This window comes from Elizabethkingia argenteiflava, assembly GCF_009904105.1.
Classification (GTDB): Bacteria; Bacteroidota; Bacteroidia; order Flavobacteriales; family Weeksellaceae; genus Elizabethkingia; species Elizabethkingia argenteiflava.
Genome location: NZ_JAAABJ010000595.1, coordinates 14,425 through 34,085 on the forward strand (window position 1 = coordinate 14,425; position 19,661 = coordinate 34,085).

The 19,661-nt window shown below is 37.4% G+C and carries 17 protein-coding genes; 3 read left to right on the plus strand and 14 right to left on the minus strand.

Annotation, left to right across the window (positions count from 1 at the left end):
• Position 1: 1 nt before the first annotated feature.
• The 9 genes from GNY06_RS09895 to GNY06_RS09935 form a co-directional block, all read right to left on the minus strand.
• Positions 2-691 carry a YfgM family protein gene (locus GNY06_RS09895; RefSeq protein ID WP_166519921.1) on the minus strand — a complete coding sequence of 230 codons (690 nt, stop codon included), beginning with the start codon at positions 689-691 and terminating at the stop codon, positions 2-4.
• A 66-nt stretch (positions 692-757) separates the two neighbouring features.
• Positions 758-1,294 carry an adenine phosphoribosyltransferase gene (locus GNY06_RS09900; RefSeq protein ID WP_166519922.1) on the minus strand — a complete coding sequence of 179 codons (537 nt, stop codon included), beginning with the start codon at positions 1,292-1,294 and terminating at the stop codon, positions 758-760.
• A gap of 7 nt (positions 1,295-1,301) precedes the next feature.
• Positions 1,302-2,459, minus strand: coding sequence for a hypothetical protein (locus tag GNY06_RS09905; RefSeq protein WP_166519923.1), 1,158 nt, complete (start codon positions 2,457-2,459; stop codon positions 1,302-1,304).
• A gap of 410 nt (positions 2,460-2,869) precedes the next feature.
• Positions 2,870-4,192, minus strand: coding sequence for a quinol:cytochrome C oxidoreductase (locus tag GNY06_RS09910; protein ID WP_166519924.1), 1,323 nt, complete (start codon positions 4,190-4,192; stop codon positions 2,870-2,872).
• An 11-nt stretch (positions 4,193-4,203) separates the two neighbouring features.
• The gene (locus GNY06_RS09915) at positions 4,204-4,884 is read right to left on the minus strand and encodes a c-type cytochrome (RefSeq protein ID WP_166519966.1); all 681 of its coding nucleotides are present in this window, start codon (positions 4,882-4,884) and stop codon (positions 4,204-4,206) included.
• Between the two features lie 55 nt (positions 4,885-4,939).
• On the minus strand, positions 4,940-5,461 hold the full coding sequence (locus GNY06_RS09920; protein WP_166519925.1) for a DUF3341 domain-containing protein: 522 nt from the start codon (positions 5,459-5,461) through the stop codon (positions 4,940-4,942).
• Positions 5,448-6,845, minus strand: a complete 1,398-nt coding sequence (nrfD, locus tag GNY06_RS09925) for an NrfD/PsrC family molybdoenzyme membrane anchor subunit (RefSeq protein ID WP_166519926.1) — start codon at positions 6,843-6,845, stop codon at positions 5,448-5,450. The genes GNY06_RS09920 and nrfD overlap by 14 nt, the downstream gene beginning before the upstream one ends.
• 21 nt (positions 6,846-6,866) lie before the next feature.
• Entirely contained in the window at positions 6,867-9,905 is a 3,039-nt protein-coding gene (locus tag GNY06_RS09930) for a TAT-variant-translocated molybdopterin oxidoreductase (protein WP_166519927.1), read from the minus strand.
• A 21-nt stretch (positions 9,906-9,926) separates the two neighbouring features.
• On the minus strand, positions 9,927-11,297 hold the full coding sequence (locus GNY06_RS09935; RefSeq protein WP_166519928.1) for a c-type cytochrome: 1,371 nt from the start codon (positions 11,295-11,297) through the stop codon (positions 9,927-9,929).
• 181 nt (positions 11,298-11,478) lie between these two features.
• On the opposite strand from GNY06_RS09935, the gene GNY06_RS09940 reads away from it, so the two are divergent.
• Positions 11,479-12,042, plus strand: coding sequence for an SPOR domain-containing protein (locus GNY06_RS09940; protein WP_166519929.1), 564 nt, complete (start codon positions 11,479-11,481; stop codon positions 12,040-12,042).
• 109 nt (positions 12,043-12,151) lie between these two features.
• On the opposite strand, the gene GNY06_RS09945 is transcribed toward GNY06_RS09940, so the two are convergent.
• The 5 genes from GNY06_RS09945 to GNY06_RS09965 form a co-directional block, all read right to left on the minus strand.
• Complete coding sequence (locus tag GNY06_RS09945; protein ID WP_166519930.1) at positions 12,152-12,838, minus strand: response regulator transcription factor; 687 nt, start codon at positions 12,836-12,838, stop codon at positions 12,152-12,154.
• 15 nt (positions 12,839-12,853) lie between these two features.
• Positions 12,854-14,401: a sensor histidine kinase gene (locus GNY06_RS09950; RefSeq protein WP_166519931.1), complete on the minus strand. Its 1,548-nt coding sequence runs from the start codon at positions 14,399-14,401 to the stop codon at positions 12,854-12,856.
• 198 nt (positions 14,402-14,599) lie between these two features.
• Entirely contained in the window at positions 14,600-14,944 is a 345-nt protein-coding gene (locus tag GNY06_RS09955) for a hypothetical protein (protein WP_166519932.1), read from the minus strand.
• Positions 14,941-17,010: a S9 family peptidase gene (locus GNY06_RS09960; RefSeq protein ID WP_166519933.1), complete on the minus strand. Its 2,070-nt coding sequence runs from the start codon at positions 17,008-17,010 to the stop codon at positions 14,941-14,943. The genes GNY06_RS09955 and GNY06_RS09960 overlap by 4 nt, the downstream gene beginning before the upstream one ends.
• Before the next feature lie 93 nt (positions 17,011-17,103).
• Positions 17,104-17,847 (minus strand): uroporphyrinogen-III synthase, encoded by a 744-nt coding sequence (locus GNY06_RS09965; RefSeq protein ID WP_166519934.1) that lies wholly within the window; start codon positions 17,845-17,847, stop codon positions 17,104-17,106.
• Positions 17,848-18,594: 747 nt separating this feature from the next.
• Between GNY06_RS09965 and GNY06_RS09975 the strand changes: the two genes are divergently transcribed.
• Positions 18,595-19,311 (plus strand): polyprenol monophosphomannose synthase, encoded by a 717-nt coding sequence (locus GNY06_RS09975; RefSeq protein ID WP_166519936.1) that lies wholly within the window; start codon positions 18,595-18,597, stop codon positions 19,309-19,311.
• The gene (locus GNY06_RS09980; protein ID WP_166519937.1) at positions 19,308-19,661 is read left to right on the plus strand and encodes a DUF4296 domain-containing protein; all 354 of its coding nucleotides are present in this window, start codon (positions 19,308-19,310) and stop codon (positions 19,659-19,661) included. The genes GNY06_RS09975 and GNY06_RS09980 overlap by 4 nt, the downstream gene beginning before the upstream one ends.

The window sequence follows — 19,661 nt, forward strand, 5'->3', positions numbered from 1 at the left end:
TTTAATACTGGTTTACCATTTCAATGTAAGCATCTGAAGCCCCTCCGTCAAAGTCTTTATATTTTTCTGCAATAGTAGAGAAATATTTTTTTGCGGCCTCCTGCTTTTTCAAAGCTAGCGATAAAATTCCAGCTTTACTTGTAAAGTAGTAGGAGGTATAGGCATCATCTGAGGAACTTATCGCTTTATCAAACTGAGAAAGCGCCTCTTCTCCTTTATTAAGATTAGCAAGGCAATCGCCCATCAAGCCATATTTTAAAGCCATAAGAATCTTATTAGAGGAGGTAAAATGATCCATCATATCATATGCTTTTTGATAATTTCCTTTTTTAAATTCCAAAATAGCAGCGTTATATGCGGCTAATTTACCTACTTTAGTCCCAGAATATTCATTATAAGTTCCTACAAAACCGGGATTCGCCGGAGATTTACCACCCAAAGCCAAGTCTTCCTTCCCAAGGCTCAGATTTTTCTGTGCTGCTAGGAACTCGGTTGTAGCTTCTGTGTTTTTCGGTCCTGTGATGAATTGGTCATACGCAAAATAGCCTAGAATGGCCAAGAGTATAACACCTAAAGCGATGCCTATCTGCTTAGCATATCTTTCAATAAACCTTTCAGAATTTAAATTTTTTTTATCTAAATCTTGGAAAAATTCTACAGTCTCTTTTCCGCCGTTATTTTTTTTATTCATTTTCTGATTTTAATGAATTGCAAATTTAATATTTCCTTGTTGATATGCAAAAAAATATATGCCTGCTTAGTAGGAAAGAATTTTATAGATCTCAGCATTGTAAGATTTTAACCTTTCGCTTCCCTTTAGATCTTCCAAGCTTATTAAGAAACTGAATTGAGAAACGCAGGCCCCTTGGCTTTCTACTAATTTTGCTGCGGCCTCTGTGGTCCCTCCTGTAGCAAGCAAATCGTCATGAATAAGCACTTTCTGCCCAGGTTTTAGCTGTCCTGCTTTCATCTCAATTTCAGAAGAGCCATATTCCAGATCATAGCCTTGCGAAATAAAAGGAGGGGGGAGTTTCCCTTTTTTTCTGATGAGGATAAAAGGCACTTCCAATTTTGCTGCCAGCGCGATGCCGAATAGGAAGCCGCGACTTTCTATACCGCAAATTACATCTATTTTATTCCGACTAAAATGAGCCAATTCATCAATGACCTCTTTATATAAAGTTGGGTCTAGGAAAATGGGACTAATATCCTTGAATTGAATTCCAGGTTTTGGAAAATCTGGAATGTTTTGAATAGTTGCTTCTAACTTTTGGACTAAGTTTTTAGATGTCATTTTTTTATTATTTCGTTGTATTGATTTTATAACCTGTAATTTTCCAGCCATCTGCAGAAGCTTTTAGGCTATAGGTTACATTGAGATCTGTAGTGTGGCCAGCCTGATCGCTCACCGTATAATTAGCTTCCACATTCGCTTGATCGGTGGTCTTACTAATCGTATTAAGAGATTGTATACTAATCGATTTTACTGCTCCAAATCCAGAGTTAGTATTGGAAAAGTTTTCATAGGATTCCCATTTTGGATTGTTGGACATATCATAGGCTGCTTTTAGATTTTTATTGCTAATATTTCCTATAAATCTCGATACCGTTGTTTTCGGATCTTCAGTCAGCACTGCTGTACCATCAGCTGTAACCATGGCACCCTCATTCGAACTGGACGGAATTTCGGTAGTGCTAGCAAGGCTAGGGCCTGTGATAATAGGCTTTAAGGCTTTTGTATTAAGACTAATATCCGTTTTAGTGGTTTGTAAAGTTTTTTTAGCGGTTTTTACTCTTACTTTTACATCAATGCTATTATTGATCAATTTATCGACAGGAATATTGCTGATTTTCAGGTAAAAACCTTTAAATTTATTATTGATCATTAGATTTTTAGAGGTGGATATTTTCGTTCCTCCACTCGAAACTTCCATGATGGTCTCCAGAGCTGCATTGCTAAACTCTATTTTATCACCCTTCTCATCTACAAGACGAGGGATAATCATTAAGGCCGTAGGACCTATAATAGAGTCCACACTAGCTGGTTGAATAGAAAGACTAAGTGCCGAAGCTTTAACATCGTTAGGATCGATTTCTGTGGGTTTACTATCCGAAAAAATGTCTAACCCTCCTAAGGAAGGAGGTGTTGTACTAGACCATTCTATTCCATGTTTTTGGGCAATGCTATCGGCCAATGCAAAAATTTGTACTACATTTTTTCCATTCAGAATCTGCGCAGCAGTTTCCATCTGATTAATATCTCCCTCTGTATTGGTGCCAAATTTTTTAATGATATAGAGGGCTTCATTAAATTTTATTTGTTTGATGGTGTTTAAGTTAGAAGCCATATCATTAATGCTGCGCTGAAAAGACCTCAGTGAAGAGCCATCCACTTTGCTTTTTTTACAGCTTATCATCATGAAAAAGGATAATAAGAAAAGATATTTAAAGTATCTCATAAAATTTAGTTTGTACAAAATTATGAAAAAATACCGTCCTTAAATGAGGTTAATTTTTATTAGATGGGTTTTGCAAATTACACGATTGCTTATTATGGGTTATCCCGATCCAGACTACTTCATTATCAGTGCTTAAATTGATAGATCATTTTACCAGAGCCATACAGTCCTGTTTTTTTTACCTTATAATATATGTGGGTTGAATTTTCTATTTCGGACGATTCTTTATATAAATATGCTCTTGTAAAGAGGGGGGATGGTCTTATGCGGGGAATGCTTACTTAAGGTATAGAGAGATATTTTTGTACATGAGCAGGCTTAGAATTACGCTCATTTGGCTTATGAATCTTGCGCACAAAAAATCCCGCATTGATGAATACGGGATTTATATTTAATGATATCACCAGAATTTAGAAAGGATATTCATAAATTTCAGATTCTTTTAAGAATGGGTTTCCGGTAGGAATTAGTTTTAATTTGGACAAGGCCGACATTACGGTAAAGCCAAATAACCCCAAAACAAATAAGCTAGCCCCTATCTCCAAAAGTCCGATATTCCAAAAAGGACCTACTGTACCCGGCATGATAATATTGAAGTAGTCCAGCCAGTGTCCAAATATCACGACTACAGCCATGCTGGTTACCACTTTGTAATTTCTCTTAATACTACTACTTACCAATACTAATAAAGGAAGTAAAAAATTAGGAATTAACATCGGAAGGAAGGTCCAACGGTAGTATTCGAATCTTCCAAAGAAGTAGTTTACTTCTTCAGGAACGTTCGCATACCAGTAAAGCATGAACTGGCAGAACCATAAATAAGTCCAAAGCATACTGGTGGCAAAAAGAAATACGCCAAGATCATGTAAGTGGTTATCATTGAACTGTGGTAATACCCCCTTCTTTTTCAAGAATACACTGATAATGATCATGATTGCTATGGATGTAGACAGGCAGCTCACCATCGTATACCAGATGTATAGTGTAGAGTACCAATGCGGATCTATTGACATCATCCAGTCCCATGCCCAAGCCGCAGAAGCGAAGCCAAAGAATGCGATGTAGCCTACACTCCAGTTGTAGTATTGGGCATAATCTTTTTTTGAGTTTGTTTCGTCCACCTTTTTCGATAATGCCTTCAATTTCCAAACAAAGAAACTGGCACCGATTACGAAAATAAAGGTCCTCCCTAAATAGAAAGGAATATTTAAATATTTACTCTTCTCGTATAATATCGCATCAAAATGAGCCGATTGAGGATCTGTTAAACTTTTATCCATCCAGTGGTAGAGATGGCTTAACCCTAGTGTATTGGCAATTATGATAATGAGCATTAAAACACCTCCGTAGGGGATAAAGGAGGCAATGGCTTCCATAACCCTTAGAATAATGATCGGCCAGCCTGCATGTGCAGCGTTCTGTACGCAATAGAAGAATAAAGCCGCACAGGCAATACCAAACGCAAATACAGAAACTTGTAATAGGGCCGCCATCGGTTCATTGTGAACTTGATGGAGAGCTGTTTCCAAATGTTCATCGTGACTATTGTCGTGGCTCTGCAGAGAATTAGATTTAGGACCATGTTCCAAATCCAGATGTTTTGCAGCGACCATTTGTTCTACCTTAGCTTTATCAATACTGTGGTTTACAGCGTAGCCAATACCAAATAGAACGAGCCCTACAATGGTTAAAATAAGGGAATACAGTCTTAATTTAGGTGAAAAACTATACATTTTCTTTCTTTTTATTTTTTAGTATTAGCATTATCATTATCTGCGGAAGCATCTTTATTATCAGCTGTCGCAGCCGCTTGTTTCTTAAATTCATTTATAACATACATGGCGACTCTCCACCTGTCACCAGGATTCAGTTGTCCTGCGTAGGAGCCCATATTATTACGGCCATTCTCTAAAACGAAATGTACAGACCCTACCGTAATCTCCCTATCCGCATAATTAGGCACCCCGCTATAAGCTCCGGATTCTACAATAGGCCCCTTACCATCTCCTCCCGTACCGTGACAGGCAGAACAGGTATGCTCGTATAAAATTTTACCCCTTGCAATATCTTTTTCTTTGTTAGCAGGGTTTAAAGGAGACGTGTTAAGCTTTTTGGAAGCTTCGTACAATAGGTTATAATCATCCGTATTCTTTGGAGATTCAGAAGGTAAAACACCATCACTATTTTGGGGAACACTCCCCTCCACCGGAGCTAAACCGGTTTGTCCATTTCGGGATGCAAAGGCCGGAATTTCATTTTCATGATCTGAATAAGCGTCCTGAGCTTTCATGAGCGGGTCATAAGCAACAGGAAAATACATATCTGGAAAATATACTAAAGGTGGGTCTGTTTTATCACCGCAGGAATTTAAGGTAATAATTCCAATGCTCAGGATACCTGCTATTTTTAAAAAGTTATTTTTCATCTGGAAGGTCTTATTTTTTTTAAGGTCAGATGTAACCATTTCATTAAGTTTCATGTTAGGCATCTTTAATGGTTATTTCTTCTACTCCCGTATCTATAAGCATTTGCTTAATAGTATCAACATCTTCGGATACGAACTCTATTAAAAACTTATCATCCGTAGTTCTTGGATCTGGATTTTGAGGTTTTGCTCCCGGATACATCTTGTTTCTAAACAAATAGGTTAACGACATAAGATGGGCAGCACAGAATACCATGAGCTCAAACATTGGTACTACAAACGCTGGCATGTTATGCGCCCAGTCAAAGCTGGGTTTCCCTCCGATAACTTGAGGCCAGTCGTGGTTCATCATATACCAGGTAGTTAAGGCTCCTATAGATATACCGTAGCATGCATAAATAAACGCAGCATCTGAAATTCGGGTTTTCTTAAGGCCTAAAGCTTTGTCTAAACCATGAACAGGAAAAGGAGTATAAACTTCAGCAATTGAAATTCCTTTATCTCTAAACAATTTAATAGCATGCATTAAATCATCATCGTCGCCATAAAGGCCATATATTCTTTTAGTGGTGCTCATCTCCTTCTTTTGCTTTATAAGTTTCACCAGAAATTTTCAAAATCGTTTTCAATTCCGCTTGTGCGATTACAGGGAAAGTCCTTGCATATAAAAGGAATAATACGGAGAAAAAACCTATTGTCCCTAAATATACACCTACATCAATAATTGTGGGCTTAAACATGGTCCAGGAAGATGGAAGATAGTCCCTGGAAAGGTTGATAACGATAATATCAAAACGCTCAAACCACATACCGATATTAATGACTAAAGCTACGATAAATGTCCAGATAATATTGGTTCTTAGTTTTTTAAACCAGAAGGAAGCCGGTACTACAAGATTACAGATAATCAATGCCCAAAATGCCCACCAGTAAGGACCAGTCGCTGCACCTGGAGAGAGATAGGTGAAATCTTCAAATCGGGACCCCGAATACCATCCGATAAAATATTCAGTAGCATAGGCTACGGTAACCATACCCCCGGTTAAAACAATCACAATATTCATGATTTCAATGTGGTAAATCGTGATATATTGTTCCAAATGACACACTTTTCTGGCTACCAAAAGTAAAGTTTGTACCATTGCAAATCCTGAGAAGATAGCACCCGCAACAAAGTAAGGAGGGTAGATGGTAGAATGCCATCCTTTGATTACCGAGGTAGCAAAGTCAAAAGATACAGTCGTGTGTACCGAGAATACTAAAGGAGTCGCTAGCCCTGCCAGTACCAAAGATAATTCTTCAAATCTTTGCCAGTGCTTGGCTTTTCCTCCCCATCCAAAGGCGAGTATAGTATAAATCTTTTTAGTAAATGGAGTCTTAGCTCTGTCTCTAATCATAGCGAAGTCAGGAATTAATCCCATAAACCAGAACACTACAGATACAGAGAAATATGTGGAAATCGCAAATACATCCCAAAGCAGAGGAGAATTAAAGTTAGGCCAAAGAGAACCAAATTGGTTGGGTAAAGGGAAAACCCAATAGCCAACCCAAACACGACCCATATGGATTACCGGAAAAATGGCCGCTTGACAAACGGCAAAGATGGTCATCGCTTCTGCTGAGCGGTTAACCGACATTCTCCATCTTTGTCTAAATAATAAGAGTACGGCAGAGATCAGTGTACCGGCATGACCAATACCTACCCACCATACGAAGTTGGTAATATCCCAACCCCAGTTGATTGTCCTGTTTAACCCCCATGCACCAATACCCGTACCTACGGTGTAAGCAATACACCCAAATCCATAAATGAATAATACAAGGGCTGCATAAAGTGAGTACCACCATAATTTCCCAGCTCTCTCTTCTATAGGACGTGCAATGTCTTCCGTAATATCATGGTAAGTCTTATGACCTATAATAAGCGGTTCCCTAATCGGGGCTTCGTAATGTCCTGACATTTTTTACTGTATATTTATTATTTAAATTTCTTTTTCTTCTCTATTTCTAACTTTAGTATGGTAGAAGACATTTGGTTTGGTACCGATTTCCTCTAACAAGTAATATCTTCTCTTGCTGGTGAACAGGCTTCTTACTTCAGATCCTTTATCATTCATATCTCCGAACTTCATCGCTCCTGTAGAGCAGGCTGCTGCACACGCACAAGAATCTTGGAACTCTTGATCCGTTACTCTTCTTCCTTCTTTTTTCGCCGTAAGAATGGTAGCCTGAGTTTGCTGGATACACATAGAACATTTTTCCATAACGCCGCGGGTTCTTACCACTACATCGGGGTTAAGTACCATACGGCCCAGATCATTGTTCATATTATAATCAAACTTATCGTTCAATGCATAGTTAAACCAGTTAAACCTTCTCACTTTATAGGGACAGTTATTTGCACAATATCGGGTACCAATACATCTGTTATAAGCCATTTGGTTTTGCCCCTGTTTACCGTGGGAAGTAGCCGCTACTGGGCAAACGGTCTCACATGGAGCATGATTGCAGTGTTGGCACATTACGGGTTGGAATATAACGTCAGGAGTATTGGATGGCTCAATAAGAATATCGTAGAGTTCAGGAACGTTAAGTCCTCTGTCTAGACCTTCTTTAGTTTCTATTTTTTCTTTTGATGAATAATAACGGTCAATCCTTAACCAGTACATATCCCGGGACATCCTAATCTCTTCTTTCCCTACTACAGGTACATTGTTTTCTGCTTGGCAGGCAATAACACATGCGCCACAGCCGGTACAGGAATTCAGGTCTACGGAAAGGTTAAAGTGAGGCCCATCGGTATCATCGTTATTGTCCCACAAATCCACTTTTCCCATAGGTAAGGAACCTCCATAGGTGTGCATTTCTAAAGGCTTATTCCAGTCATTAACATCTTTGTGTAAAAATGACTGTAAAGGAACTTCTTTTGCAATTTCATAGCGGCCCATGAGGGTGTTCTGAAGCTGCATGCCTGCAAATTGATGGGTTTTTTCCGTTTTTTCAAGTCTTATACCTGAAAGAACCAGATTAGAGCCATCAAATAAAGGATAAGCGTTGACCCCTGTTTCTGCAACTTTCCCATTTCCTGTTTTACCATATCCAAGCGCCAGACCTAAAGATCCTTCCGCTTGACCTGGCTGAATGAATACAGGAATATCCTTTATGCTTACTCCATTAGCCGTAAGGTTTACCACTGAACCATCTAGTTGCATTCTGCCATTAAGCTCATTATCTAAACCTAAATTTTTAGCATCTGCCGGAGAAATGGTCAAATAGTTATCCCAAGACATTCTACTAATAGGATCTGGCAGCTCTTGTAGCCAAGGGTTGTTAGCTTGAGTACCATCTCCAATTGCTGTTTTTGTGTTGAGCACCAATTCTAAATCTGAAGCTTTGAAAGCCTGCAGCTCCGCGATGGATTGGGATGCATTTCCTCCAATATAAGAGAGCGTACGACCTCCCGTTATAGCGTTAAAGCCATTATACAATGCCTGATTAAAAGAGATTCCCCCTAAAATGGAAACAGCATTGGCCTTTAGATAATCGTAATAATTATTGTTTTCAGCTTCTTTGCCATTTGTCCATACTAAAAGTGACTCTTCTATTTGTCGGGACTTATATACTTTTTGGATGGTAGGCTGCATAAGAGAGTAAACACCCGTTTCAGGCATAATATCTCCCCAGGATTCTAACCAGTGTGCGACAGGAATTACCACTTTCGCCGCCTTAGCCATTTCATTATTTTTATCAGCAATTGCGACCAGGCAATTCACTTTAGAAAGCGCAGATTTAAATTGACTTCCTTTTTGAGAAGAATATATAGGATCTATATTATGGGTGATAAGAACTCCTATTTCTCCCTTGTTTAACCAAGAGAGGAATTCCTGATAACGAGTGCCATCAAATTCTTTAAGATAAGAGGCTTTCCCTGTGAAGGCTACTGAACCTAATTTCTGGTTAATAAGATGCGCCAATACATGGGCCGCTTTTGATCCATCTGCAAATACTACGGCACGATTTCCTTGAGCCTGAAGCTCCTTAACAATAGAAGCGGCTATTTTATCCGAGGTACCCCCATTTAATCCTTTGTAAACTTCGGCTAAAGTTTTGTAAACCTGTGATGGTTTTTGCTTAATTCGGGTGTCCGCATTTGCTCCTGTTAGCGACATATTAGATTCTACTTGTATATGTCTCAGCATTTTATCTCCCGGAACACGCGCTGCCGCATAAGACGTTTCTACGTTTCCAGCATTGAAATCCCCTAAGAAATCTGCATTAAATGAGACCACTAACTGCGATTTACTTAAATCGTAAACAGGTAGATTTCTGCTTCCAAATACTTCTTGTGCGGCGTCTAATCCTGCGGCAAAAGGATAAGCGTCGTAGATAACGAGCTCTGCATTCGGATATTTGGTTTTAAAATCACCGAATAGCTTTTTAAAAGTAGGACTCGGCATAGAGTGGGAGAGTACTACTATTTTTTTATTAGATGCCTGAGCTTCAGCAAGAGCTTTTAGAACCGTGGTATCTACCTGATCAAAGGTAGCGTCTTTGCCTTCAACTTTAGGTTGCTTTAACTTATCGTTATCGTAAAGAGAGAGCACGCTAGCCTGAGCTCTTGCATTGGTAGCTCCTAGGCTACCGGCTACAGGGTTTGGATCAATTTTTATCGGACGACCTTCTCGAGTCTTTACCAATACACTGGAAAAATCGAAACCATCAAAATAAGAAGACGCATAATAGTTTGGTACTCCAGGAATAATATCGTGGGGCTTTACAACGTAGGGAATGGTCTTAATTACTGGCGCTTCACAGGCTGCCAGGGTTACCGCTGCAGTAGAGAATCCCAAAAGTTTTAGAAAATCTCTTCTGCTTGTAGATGATTCATTCATTTTTTCCTCATTCCCTAGGAATTCATCTACCGGAATTTCTTCAGCAAATTCCTTCTGAGCCAACTTGTTTGTTAAAGTTGGGTCTTTTAGTTCGTGAATACTTCTGAATTGTATTTTATTTGAAGCCATTTATACTTCTCGTTTTCGTTATTAATAGTGACATTTACCGCATTCTATACCTCCAATAGCATCTACTGTAATCTTGGTAGCGCTACCATATTGTTTCTTCAGTTTATCGTGAAGCTTCTCAAAATAGGCTTGGTTATAAGCATTGCCCATATCCACTTCAGTAGTCCTATGGCATTCAATACACCATCCCATGGTGAAATTATTTGCCATTTGTACTACGTTCATGGTATCAATTTTTCCGTGACATGCTTTACAAACAACATCTATTTGGTCATTAGGATGTTTTTTGTTGAAGGAATTGATAATGGCCTGCTCTCCAGCAACTACGTGCTGAGAGTGATTGAAGTAAACAAAATCAGGCATATTGTGAATTCTAGTCCATTCCACAGGTGTTTCTTTGCCGGTATAGGCCATTTTTTGAGGATCCCAACCAGTGGATGCATAGAGAATTTTAATCTGATCATTGTAGAAGTCTCTGTCGTGGCCTGGTTCTAAATATTCTCCTTTGTACTCAGAAATAGCTTTGTGGCAGTTCATACATACATTTAGAGAAGGGATTTCAGAAACTTTTCCATATTTGGCACCAGAGTGACAAAGCTGACAGTCTATTTTATTGATTCCTGCGTGAATTTTATGTGAAAAGTAAATGGGTTGTTCTGGTTTGTATCCTTTGTATACACCAATCCACATCATCCAATTCCAAACTCCGTAGGCAGCTAAAACGGCTAAAATGGCCATAAAACCTTGGCCTACTATCTTATATTTGGCGTACAGCTCACTGAAAGATTGTATTCTTGTTTTATTGAGTTCAGAAAGTTCCTCAGATTGACTGAGTTTTACCAATTGTCTTATTTTGAATAAGATCCAGATTAATAAACTAGCGATAGCAAAAAGTGAAATCATGACAATTTTTGTAGTCGCTTCACTTTCTTTTTGTGCATTTATAGCATTGAGGTCGGTAGCATCATTTTCTTTTTTGGGTTCAGCAGCAGCAGGCTCAGCAGGAGGGTTGGAGGTATAGGCTAATATATTATCAATATCCTCCTCTGAGAGATTCGGAAATTGTTGCATTTCAACTTTTCCGTATTCCTCAAAAATTTTGTTGGCATATTTATCTCCAGAGGCTCTGAGTGCTTTATTGTCTTTTACCCACTTTTGGAGCCAGTCGCGGTTGATATTTTCTTCTTTTTGAAGTTTTTCGACAATGCCTTTTAACGGAGGACCAATTAATTTTTTGTCAAGTGTGTGGCATGCTGTACAATTTGTTTTGAAGAGTTCCGCTCCTTTTGCAGGGTCCCCTTGGACGTCTTGTGCTTTATAAAGAGCGCTGGTTGATAGCAAAATGCCTATTGCAATCAGCCCTTTCTTATGATGCTTTCTCCAATCAATCATTTAATTAATCTTGGTTAGTTAATTTTTGATACTATTATGATATAATTCGGCAAAATTACTATTTTAACACTATATTAACGGACTTAAAATTGATCGAAATGGTATTTTTTAATAATTTATATCAATTCTAAATTACTTTCAGGAATTAGTTTTATTTTTGTATAAAATAACGTTTAAGTAAATGGAAAAAATATTGAAGATAGGGCTTATTGCAGCTTTATTTTGTTTTCAAAATATTTGTGCCCAAACTATGGTTACGAAAAGTGATAGTATCAATGGTGGGGTATATTTTACTCAGATGGATAGTAGAATAGATGCCTTACTTGTGAAATCTGAGGGCAATTGCAGGATTTCTAAAACCCCAGTTGTATCAAACAGCAGTGGAGTAAGAGGGGCCGAAGCTACTGATGTCAGACCTTTTAGGGCTCCTGCGAAATCAACTTCTGTACCCAGATCCTTGACTACTGCTGATATATGTAGAAATACCCCCAAGTTAAGCGGATATAAAATTCAAGTAGCCATTACCAATAATGGAGCAGATGCGAACAGAATAAGATATGAAGTGAGGCGGAATTTTCCCGATTTGAGAATAGAGTTGGATAGCAGCCTTAGGCCCAATTATAAAATTCTGGCAGGCAGTTATTTTAGTAAGTCTAGCGGTGCCACCGATCTTAAAAGGGTTAGGCATATATATACCAGCGCTGTTTTGGTACCGTATAGAATTTTTTGTGTAGAAGCTAAATAAAAATAAAAAACTTGAGATTAATCTCAAGTTTTTTCATCCTGCTCTAAAATAATAAGGCTTATGAAGACTATTCAATAGAGGAACAGCTTAAATTGAAACAATAAAAGCCTTAATTTTTTACCAATAGTCGGAAGCCTTCTCCATGAACATTAATAATTTCTAAGCCCTCGTCTTCTTTTAAAAGTTTCCGAAGTTTAGCAATATAAACATCCATACTCCTAGCAGTGAAATAGTTTTCTTTCTTCCATATTTTTCTTAGTGCCAGATCTCTCGGCATAAAATCATTGCGATGGATACAGAGTAATTTTAGGAGCTCATTTTCTTTTGGGGATAACTTGTACTCTTTATCATGTACCCTTAGTTGACGTAGCATAGAGTCAAAGTAAATATTGCTGATTTTAAATTGCTCTTGCTCTTCATCCTCAATAGATGAACTTCTCTGCAGGACAGCTTTTATTTTATAGAGTAAGAGTTCTGTATCGAAAGGCTTGGTGATGTAATCATCAGCACCAATCTGATAGCCCTTTAAAATATCTTCACGAAGGTTTTTAGCCGTTAAAAAAATTATGGGGATATTTTTATCTATTTTTTTTATTTCTTCCGCTAATGAAAAACCGTCTTTTTTGGGCATCATCACATCGGTGATGCAGATGTCGTATTCGTTTTCAGTAAATTCTTTTAATCCTTCTTCTCCGTCAGCTGCCAGGGTTACATCAAAACTGTTAATGGTTAAATAATCTTTTAGTACAGCTCCGAAGCTCTGGTCGTCCTCTACGAGTAATATTCTGTTGTTCATTTTGTAATGTTTTTGTTAGACGATTAGTGGAAGTTTTATGGTAAAGGTACTTCCTTTTCCTTTTTGAGATTCTACAAGTATTTGTCCTTTGTGAAGCTCAATTATTTTTTTTACATAGGAGAGTCCCAGACCTTGCCCTTTTACATTATGGATATTTCCGGTTTCTTCTCGAAAAAATTTTTCAAATATTTTATTTTTATTATAGGTTTCCATACCTATACCCTTGTCTGAGATTTCAATTATATACCAGTTGCCTTCATTTCTTGTCGTAATCTTTATTTCAGGTTTTTCTGGTGAATATTTGTTGGCATTATCTAGCAGATTAACCAAGGCATTTGAAAAATGAAATTCATCGATTTTAAAATTGTATTGATCTGCTCCAAATACTTCTGTTAATGTGCCTTCTCGATTTTCTACAATTAGTCGGAAAGAACGGCTGATTTTTTTGATCAGCTCCCTTACATTGGTCTTTTTCAGGAAGAGTTTCATCTCATTGCGTTCTAATTTGGACATGTTCAGAACGTTTTCAACCTGTTTTTTCATCCTTAGGTTTTCCTGTTTAATAAGTCCTGAATAATATTTTACCTTTTCTGGGTTGTTTGCGATTTTATCATTATTGAGAGAATCTGTCGCCACTGAAATCGTAGCGAGGGGAGTCTTGAATTCATGAGACATATTGTTGATAAAATCTGTTTTGATCTCTGAGATTTTCTTTTGTCGGCTCATATAGCTAATGGAAATCACATAGATCCCTAATATGATAAGAAGAGAGAGTATGGTCCCCACGAGCATAGGCAGGTTATTTTCCACCAAAGAATAATCTTTGGTCGGAAAGGTTAGAACTAGAGTATAGAGGGTTTTGTACTGGTTGTCAGTAAAAAGTTCAAAACTGTAGCGCTGCTTGTTTGGGAAAGCTAAAAAATTTTGGTTGGCTAGTTTGGTTGGTTTATTATTCTTATCAAATACCGCAAATCCTACTGACGTATTAATCCCTTTAAGGCTCAGCTGGCGTTTAATGAGTCTTTCTAGTTCTTTAGAGTTAATGCGTTGTTGAATAGGCATGTTGTTGGCATTGACTTTTACCAATTGGGTGAGGGTAAAGTTGTTGCTCATCAAATCCTGATTCATTTCTGAAGTTAAGGGTCGAGGAGTATTATTTTTTAACTTGATTAAGCCTTCATCTCCATATAAATTGGTAAGCTCTAGATGATCCCCTGGTGTGGGAAGCGGAATATCTTTTTTTTCGATAATATTTTTAGAGAAGACGATAAGTCTTTTATTATTTGCAGAGTCTGTTACCGACTGAATATATTGTTGTGTAGCTTGTCCAGTATGATTTTTAATGGCGTTAATAAAACTGTTTTTGTTATGAGCATAATATTTTTGAACTTCTATATCCGTCACTTTCTCTTGAATATTATCCATAGATGCGTAGACCTTGTTCGAGAAATCTTGTTCCAAAGTACGGTAATATTCCTTAAGCCAATATAATTGCATGGATACGAAAACGATAAGCGATATCGTCATAAAAATGGATATAATAGGAATAAACTTATTATTCATTGGGCTCTCAAATATTTCTTAAAAATAGGAAATAAATTAAATTAAAGTGAAAAAAAATTGGATTAAAATGTGTTTAATTTCTTAAAAAGATGTTTTTTAACATAATATTTGGATTTTCAGGTAAGGCTTACCTAGATTCTATGATAGGAATTTAAGAATAATAAAAAAAGACTGCCTCTTCTTTGAGGCAGTCTTTTTTTATTCGAAAAGCCCTTCATCTATAAAGTATTGAATGATCGCTTTTCTCATCAGTAGGCTCTGTTCGTTAGATTTGAGTTCGGGTACGGGCTGGAGATTTTCATACTGAGGCCAGCCTTGCTCATATCCCAAGAATTTATAATAACCATAGGGTTCTAATAAACGACATACAGCAATATGGATAAGATTTAGTTTATCATCTTTAGAATAAGTTTGCTGTCCGCTTCCCAATTCCTGTATTCCGATAAGAAAAAGCAGTATCTCAATAGGAGGGTTGGGTTCGGTATTGAAATTTTTCTCAAAAAAAGTTTCTACTTTTTCCCAAAGCTCTTGTTCGTTCATCATGGCATAGAGGTTTTAGATTTAACTTCTATTTTATTTTCTAGCTTAAGAAGAAATGCATATTCAAAAGCATCGTCTTTCAGAGATTCAAATCTCCCTGAGGCTCCGCCGTGCCCCGAAGTCATATCTGTTTTCAGGAGTAATAAGTTATTGTCTGTCTTTAGATCGCGTAACTTTGCTGTCCATTTTGCAGGTTCCCAATATTGTACCTGGGAGTCATGGAATCCGGTAGTAATTAAAATATGAGGATAATCTTTTTCTTCTATATTATCATAAGGAGAGTAGGACTTCATATAGTGGTAATATACAGCATCATTCGGATTTCCCCACTCGTCATATTCTCCTGTAGTGAGCGGGATATTTTCGTCTAACATGGTAGTAACTACATCTACAAATGGAACCTGAGCAATCACTCCCTTAAAGAGCTTGGGTTCCATATTGATAACAGCGCCTATCAGCAGGCCTCCGGCACTTCCCCCCATGGCATAAAGATGCTCAGAAGAGGTGTAGTGCTCTTCAATTAAAAATTTGGAGGCGTCTATAAAATCGAAGAAAGTGTTCTTTTTAGAGAGCATTTTCCCTGCTTCGTACCATTCTCTTCCCAGATACTCTCCTCCTCGGATATGGGCGATAGCGTAGATAAACCCTCTTTCGAGTAAGGAGAGTCGTATATTGGAAAAGGTAGCATCTACAGTATGTCCATAGCTCCCATAACCATAGAGTAAGAGGGGAGTGTTTTTACTTTTAGGGGTATTTTTATGATATACAATAGAAATTGGGATTTGTTGTCCATCTCTTGCGGGAGCCCAGATTCTTTCCGAAATATAGTCTTCTGGTTTAAAGTATCCTCCCAGTACTTCTTGTTGTTTTAAAATTTTAGTAGAGCCCGTTCTCATATTGTACTCGTAAATGATGGAGGGACGGGTGAGGGAAGTGTAGCCATAACGCAATACTTCCGAATTGAAATCTAGGTTGATACTAATATAGGCGGTGTAGGTAGGGTCTTGAAAATCAATGCTATTGTACACTCCGGTTGTCCAGTTTCGAATGTTAATCTTTAAGAGTCCTTTTTCTCGTTCTTCTATAACCAAATAATCGTTGAAGATTTCAAAGCCTTCCAGTAAAACCCCTTCACGGTGGGGAACTACCTCTGTCCAGTTTTCTTTAAGGGTTTGCTCAATGGGAGTCTTGACAAGTTTGAAGTTGGTGGCGCCTCCGGCATTTGTAATGATATAAAAATCGGTTTCAAAATGCTCCACAGAATACTCAAGATAGGGCTCTCGCGGCTGAATAATCTGCCATTGGGCAAAAACATTGTCGGCAGGAATAAAGCGCATCTCGTCTGAAATAGTACTGGAGCTTGAGATGATAATATATTGAGATGATTTCGTTTTGAATACATTTACGTCGAAAGTATCATCTTTCTCATGGTACACTAGGACGTCTTCTTGGGCTGAGGTACCTATTTTATGTCTGTATATTTGAAAGGCTCGCAGGTTTTTATTCTTTCGGATATAGAAAACATATTGGTTGTCCGAGGACCACACGGCTTTTCCTGTTGTATTTTCTATTCTGTCTTTCAGGATTTCTCCCGTTTCTATATCTTTAAAGTATATCGTATAGATTCTTCGACTTAAGCTATCATAAGAATAAGCTGCTGTTTTATTGTCTTCACTGATGCTAAGGCTTCCAATTTCGAAAAACTCCAATCCATCTGCCAGAAGATTGGAGTTCAGAATGATTTCTTCATCAGCATCTAAAGTTTGATGCTTTCTGCAGAAGATAGGATATTCCTTTCCTTCCTCATACCGAACAATGTACCAGTAGTCGTTAAAAAAATAAGGTAAAGAGGTGTCATCTTTTTTATAGCGCGATTTCATCTCTTCATACAGCAGATTTTGAAGCTCTTCAGTATCTTTCATAATATCAGCTGTATAGCGGTTTTCCTCTTCTAGATATTGTATGACTTCTGGCTTTTTTCTTTCGTTGAGCCAATAATAAGGATCTAATCTCTCGTCTCCGTGTTTAAGGAGAATATGATTTATTTTATTTGCTTGGGGTCTTTTCATATAAGGTAAGCTGAATAATATGCGGATTAAAATTAAATAAAAAAGCCATCATAACCTCAATAGGCTGATGGCTTTACTATTCGTTAAGCAAAGTTATTTGTTATTTGCTGTGATAAATCTTTCCAAGGCCATCGTCATAGATGGGGATTCTTTTGTGGGAGCCATGAGGTCTACATGAAGACCTAGTTCTTCGGCGGCTTGTTGAGTCGTTAGCCCGAAGACACCAATCTTGGTGTTTTCCTGTTTAAAATCAGGGAAGTTCTCAAATAGAGATCGGACTCCCTGAGGACTAAAAAATATAATCAGGTCATAGGTGTCAATGCTCATATCTTTCAGATCGCTACACACTGTTCTGTACATAATGGCTCTTTTCCATTCCACTCCGACTTCATTTAGCACCTTAGGAAGGTCTTCAGTAAAGACGTCAGAGGAAGGAAGAAGATAGTTTTCAGTATGATGTTTCTTTAAGAGAGGTAAAAGATCTTTGGCTGTCTTTCCACCGAAGCTAATTTTTCTCTTCCTGTAAACAATGTGTTTCTGCAGGTAATTGGCTATAGCTTCAGACTGGCATATATAGCGCATGGTATCTGGAACAGCAAAACGCATTTCTTCTGCCAGACGGAAATAGTGGTCAATAGCATTTTTGCTGGTAAAAATAATACCAGTATACTGGCTAAGATCAATTTTTTGCGCCCGAAGTTCTTTAGCATCAGCACCCTCTACATGTATGAAGGGCCTGAAGTCAATCTTTACCTTAGCCTTCTTAACTATCTCGCCGTAAGGTGAAGTAGCTAAATTAGGAGCCGGTTGAGAGACGAGAATCGATTTAATTTTCATCAATTTATTTTTAAATGACTAAAAAAATAAAAATTTCCATATTGCCAAATGGGGTAAGATTTGGAGTGTGCAAATATACAAAAATTTATAATACCATTCCTGCGGAAGGGTAGGACTGGCGCTAAAAAGTAAAAAAGCTATCTTGCATAGCATAATACAAATTAAGATAAAAATGTAATACTCTAAGGCTTGAAAGCGATTGATAGGAAAAAAATAAAGTGCAATTGTCATCGCACAAAACAAGATAGTGATGACTCTGAAAAATTTTCCGAGATTAAACATATAGGATTTCCAGCGTTGCATGTTACCAGAGCAAGTGAAAAATAGATAAGAAAATAGATATTTTCCACTATAGAGTACCAGATAACTCACAAAAGTAAAACCAAATTTATTTAAAGAATAACCATTTAAGTGTAAATTTTCTGTAATGAACTTCGGTACGATAGGAATATATTGTGAAAGTAGAATAGAGAGGATAAAGATATAGATGAAACTTGATAAAATGCAGCTAATACCCACATTATTACTCTCTTCTAGGGAAAGTTGTAAGTCCTCTATAAAAGAAACTTCTTTATTCAGTATCTTAGATGAGATGATGTAGAGGATAATAATCCCTATGATACTGTAAATTATCCAATCATTGTTTTCTATAACTCTAATCAATGGAAATTTTTATTGCAAAATAAACACATTATATTCTCTTAACAAAATTTAGTTTAGAATAACTTATCTTTGTCCTCAATTTATATGAAAAAATTAGTTGTTATCCCTACTTTCAATGAGAAAGAGAATATTGCTGATATCATAAAAGCTGTAATAGGATTAGGGCAGGATTTCCATATTCTAGTGGTAGATGATTCATCTCCAGATGGTACATCCCGTATCGTGGAAGATCTGAAATTAGAACACCCCAATGAGGTTTTTCTGTGTATAAGGAAATTAAAGGAGGGCTTGGGGAAAGCTTATCTTGAAGGTTTTAGCTGGGCTTTAGCAAGTGGTTATGATTATATCTTTGAGATGGATGCCGACTTTTCACACAATCCTCAGGATCTGCCACGATTATACGAAGCTTGTCAAAGGGCTGATATGGTAATCGGTTCGCGCTACTCTAAAGGTGTAAATGTGGTAAACTGGCCTATGGGCAGAGTACTGATTTCTTATTTAGCTTCTAAATATGTGCGGTTTTTGTTGAGGATCCCTATTCATGATACTACAGCTGGTTTTGTATGTTTTTCCAGAAAAGTATTAGAAGACATAGAGTTGGATAAGGTTAGATTAAAAGGTTATGGATTTCAGATAGAAATGAAATTTAGGGCTTACAAAAAAGGATTCAAGATAGAAGAACTGCCGATTGTTTTTACCGATCGCACAAGAGGGGAATCTAAAATGAGTGTTAATATTTTTCAGGAAGCATTGTTTGGAGTACTCAGCCTGAAGTGGAAAAGCTTAATGAATAGATTATGAAACCGGTGATTGTCTATCTATGCCTCATATGCCTTTTAGCATGTTCAAATGTAGAAGAACCTAAAAATCTCATCTCAAAGGAGGAGATGTCCTCCATATTTGTAGATATGGCTATCTATGAGGGAACATTCAATATTAATCCCCAAGCTGATATCAAAGGGGTAAGCAAATATATTCTACAAGAGCATAAGATATCAGGAGAGCGCTTTTTGACGAGTTATAATTATTATTTAATTCAGAAGGAACTGCCGGCTATCTTTGATAAAGCTGAGGAGAAATTAATGCAGAAAGATCCTAAACTAAAAGCATACATTGAAAAGAAAAATAAAGAAACAAAAGTTTCCAAATAG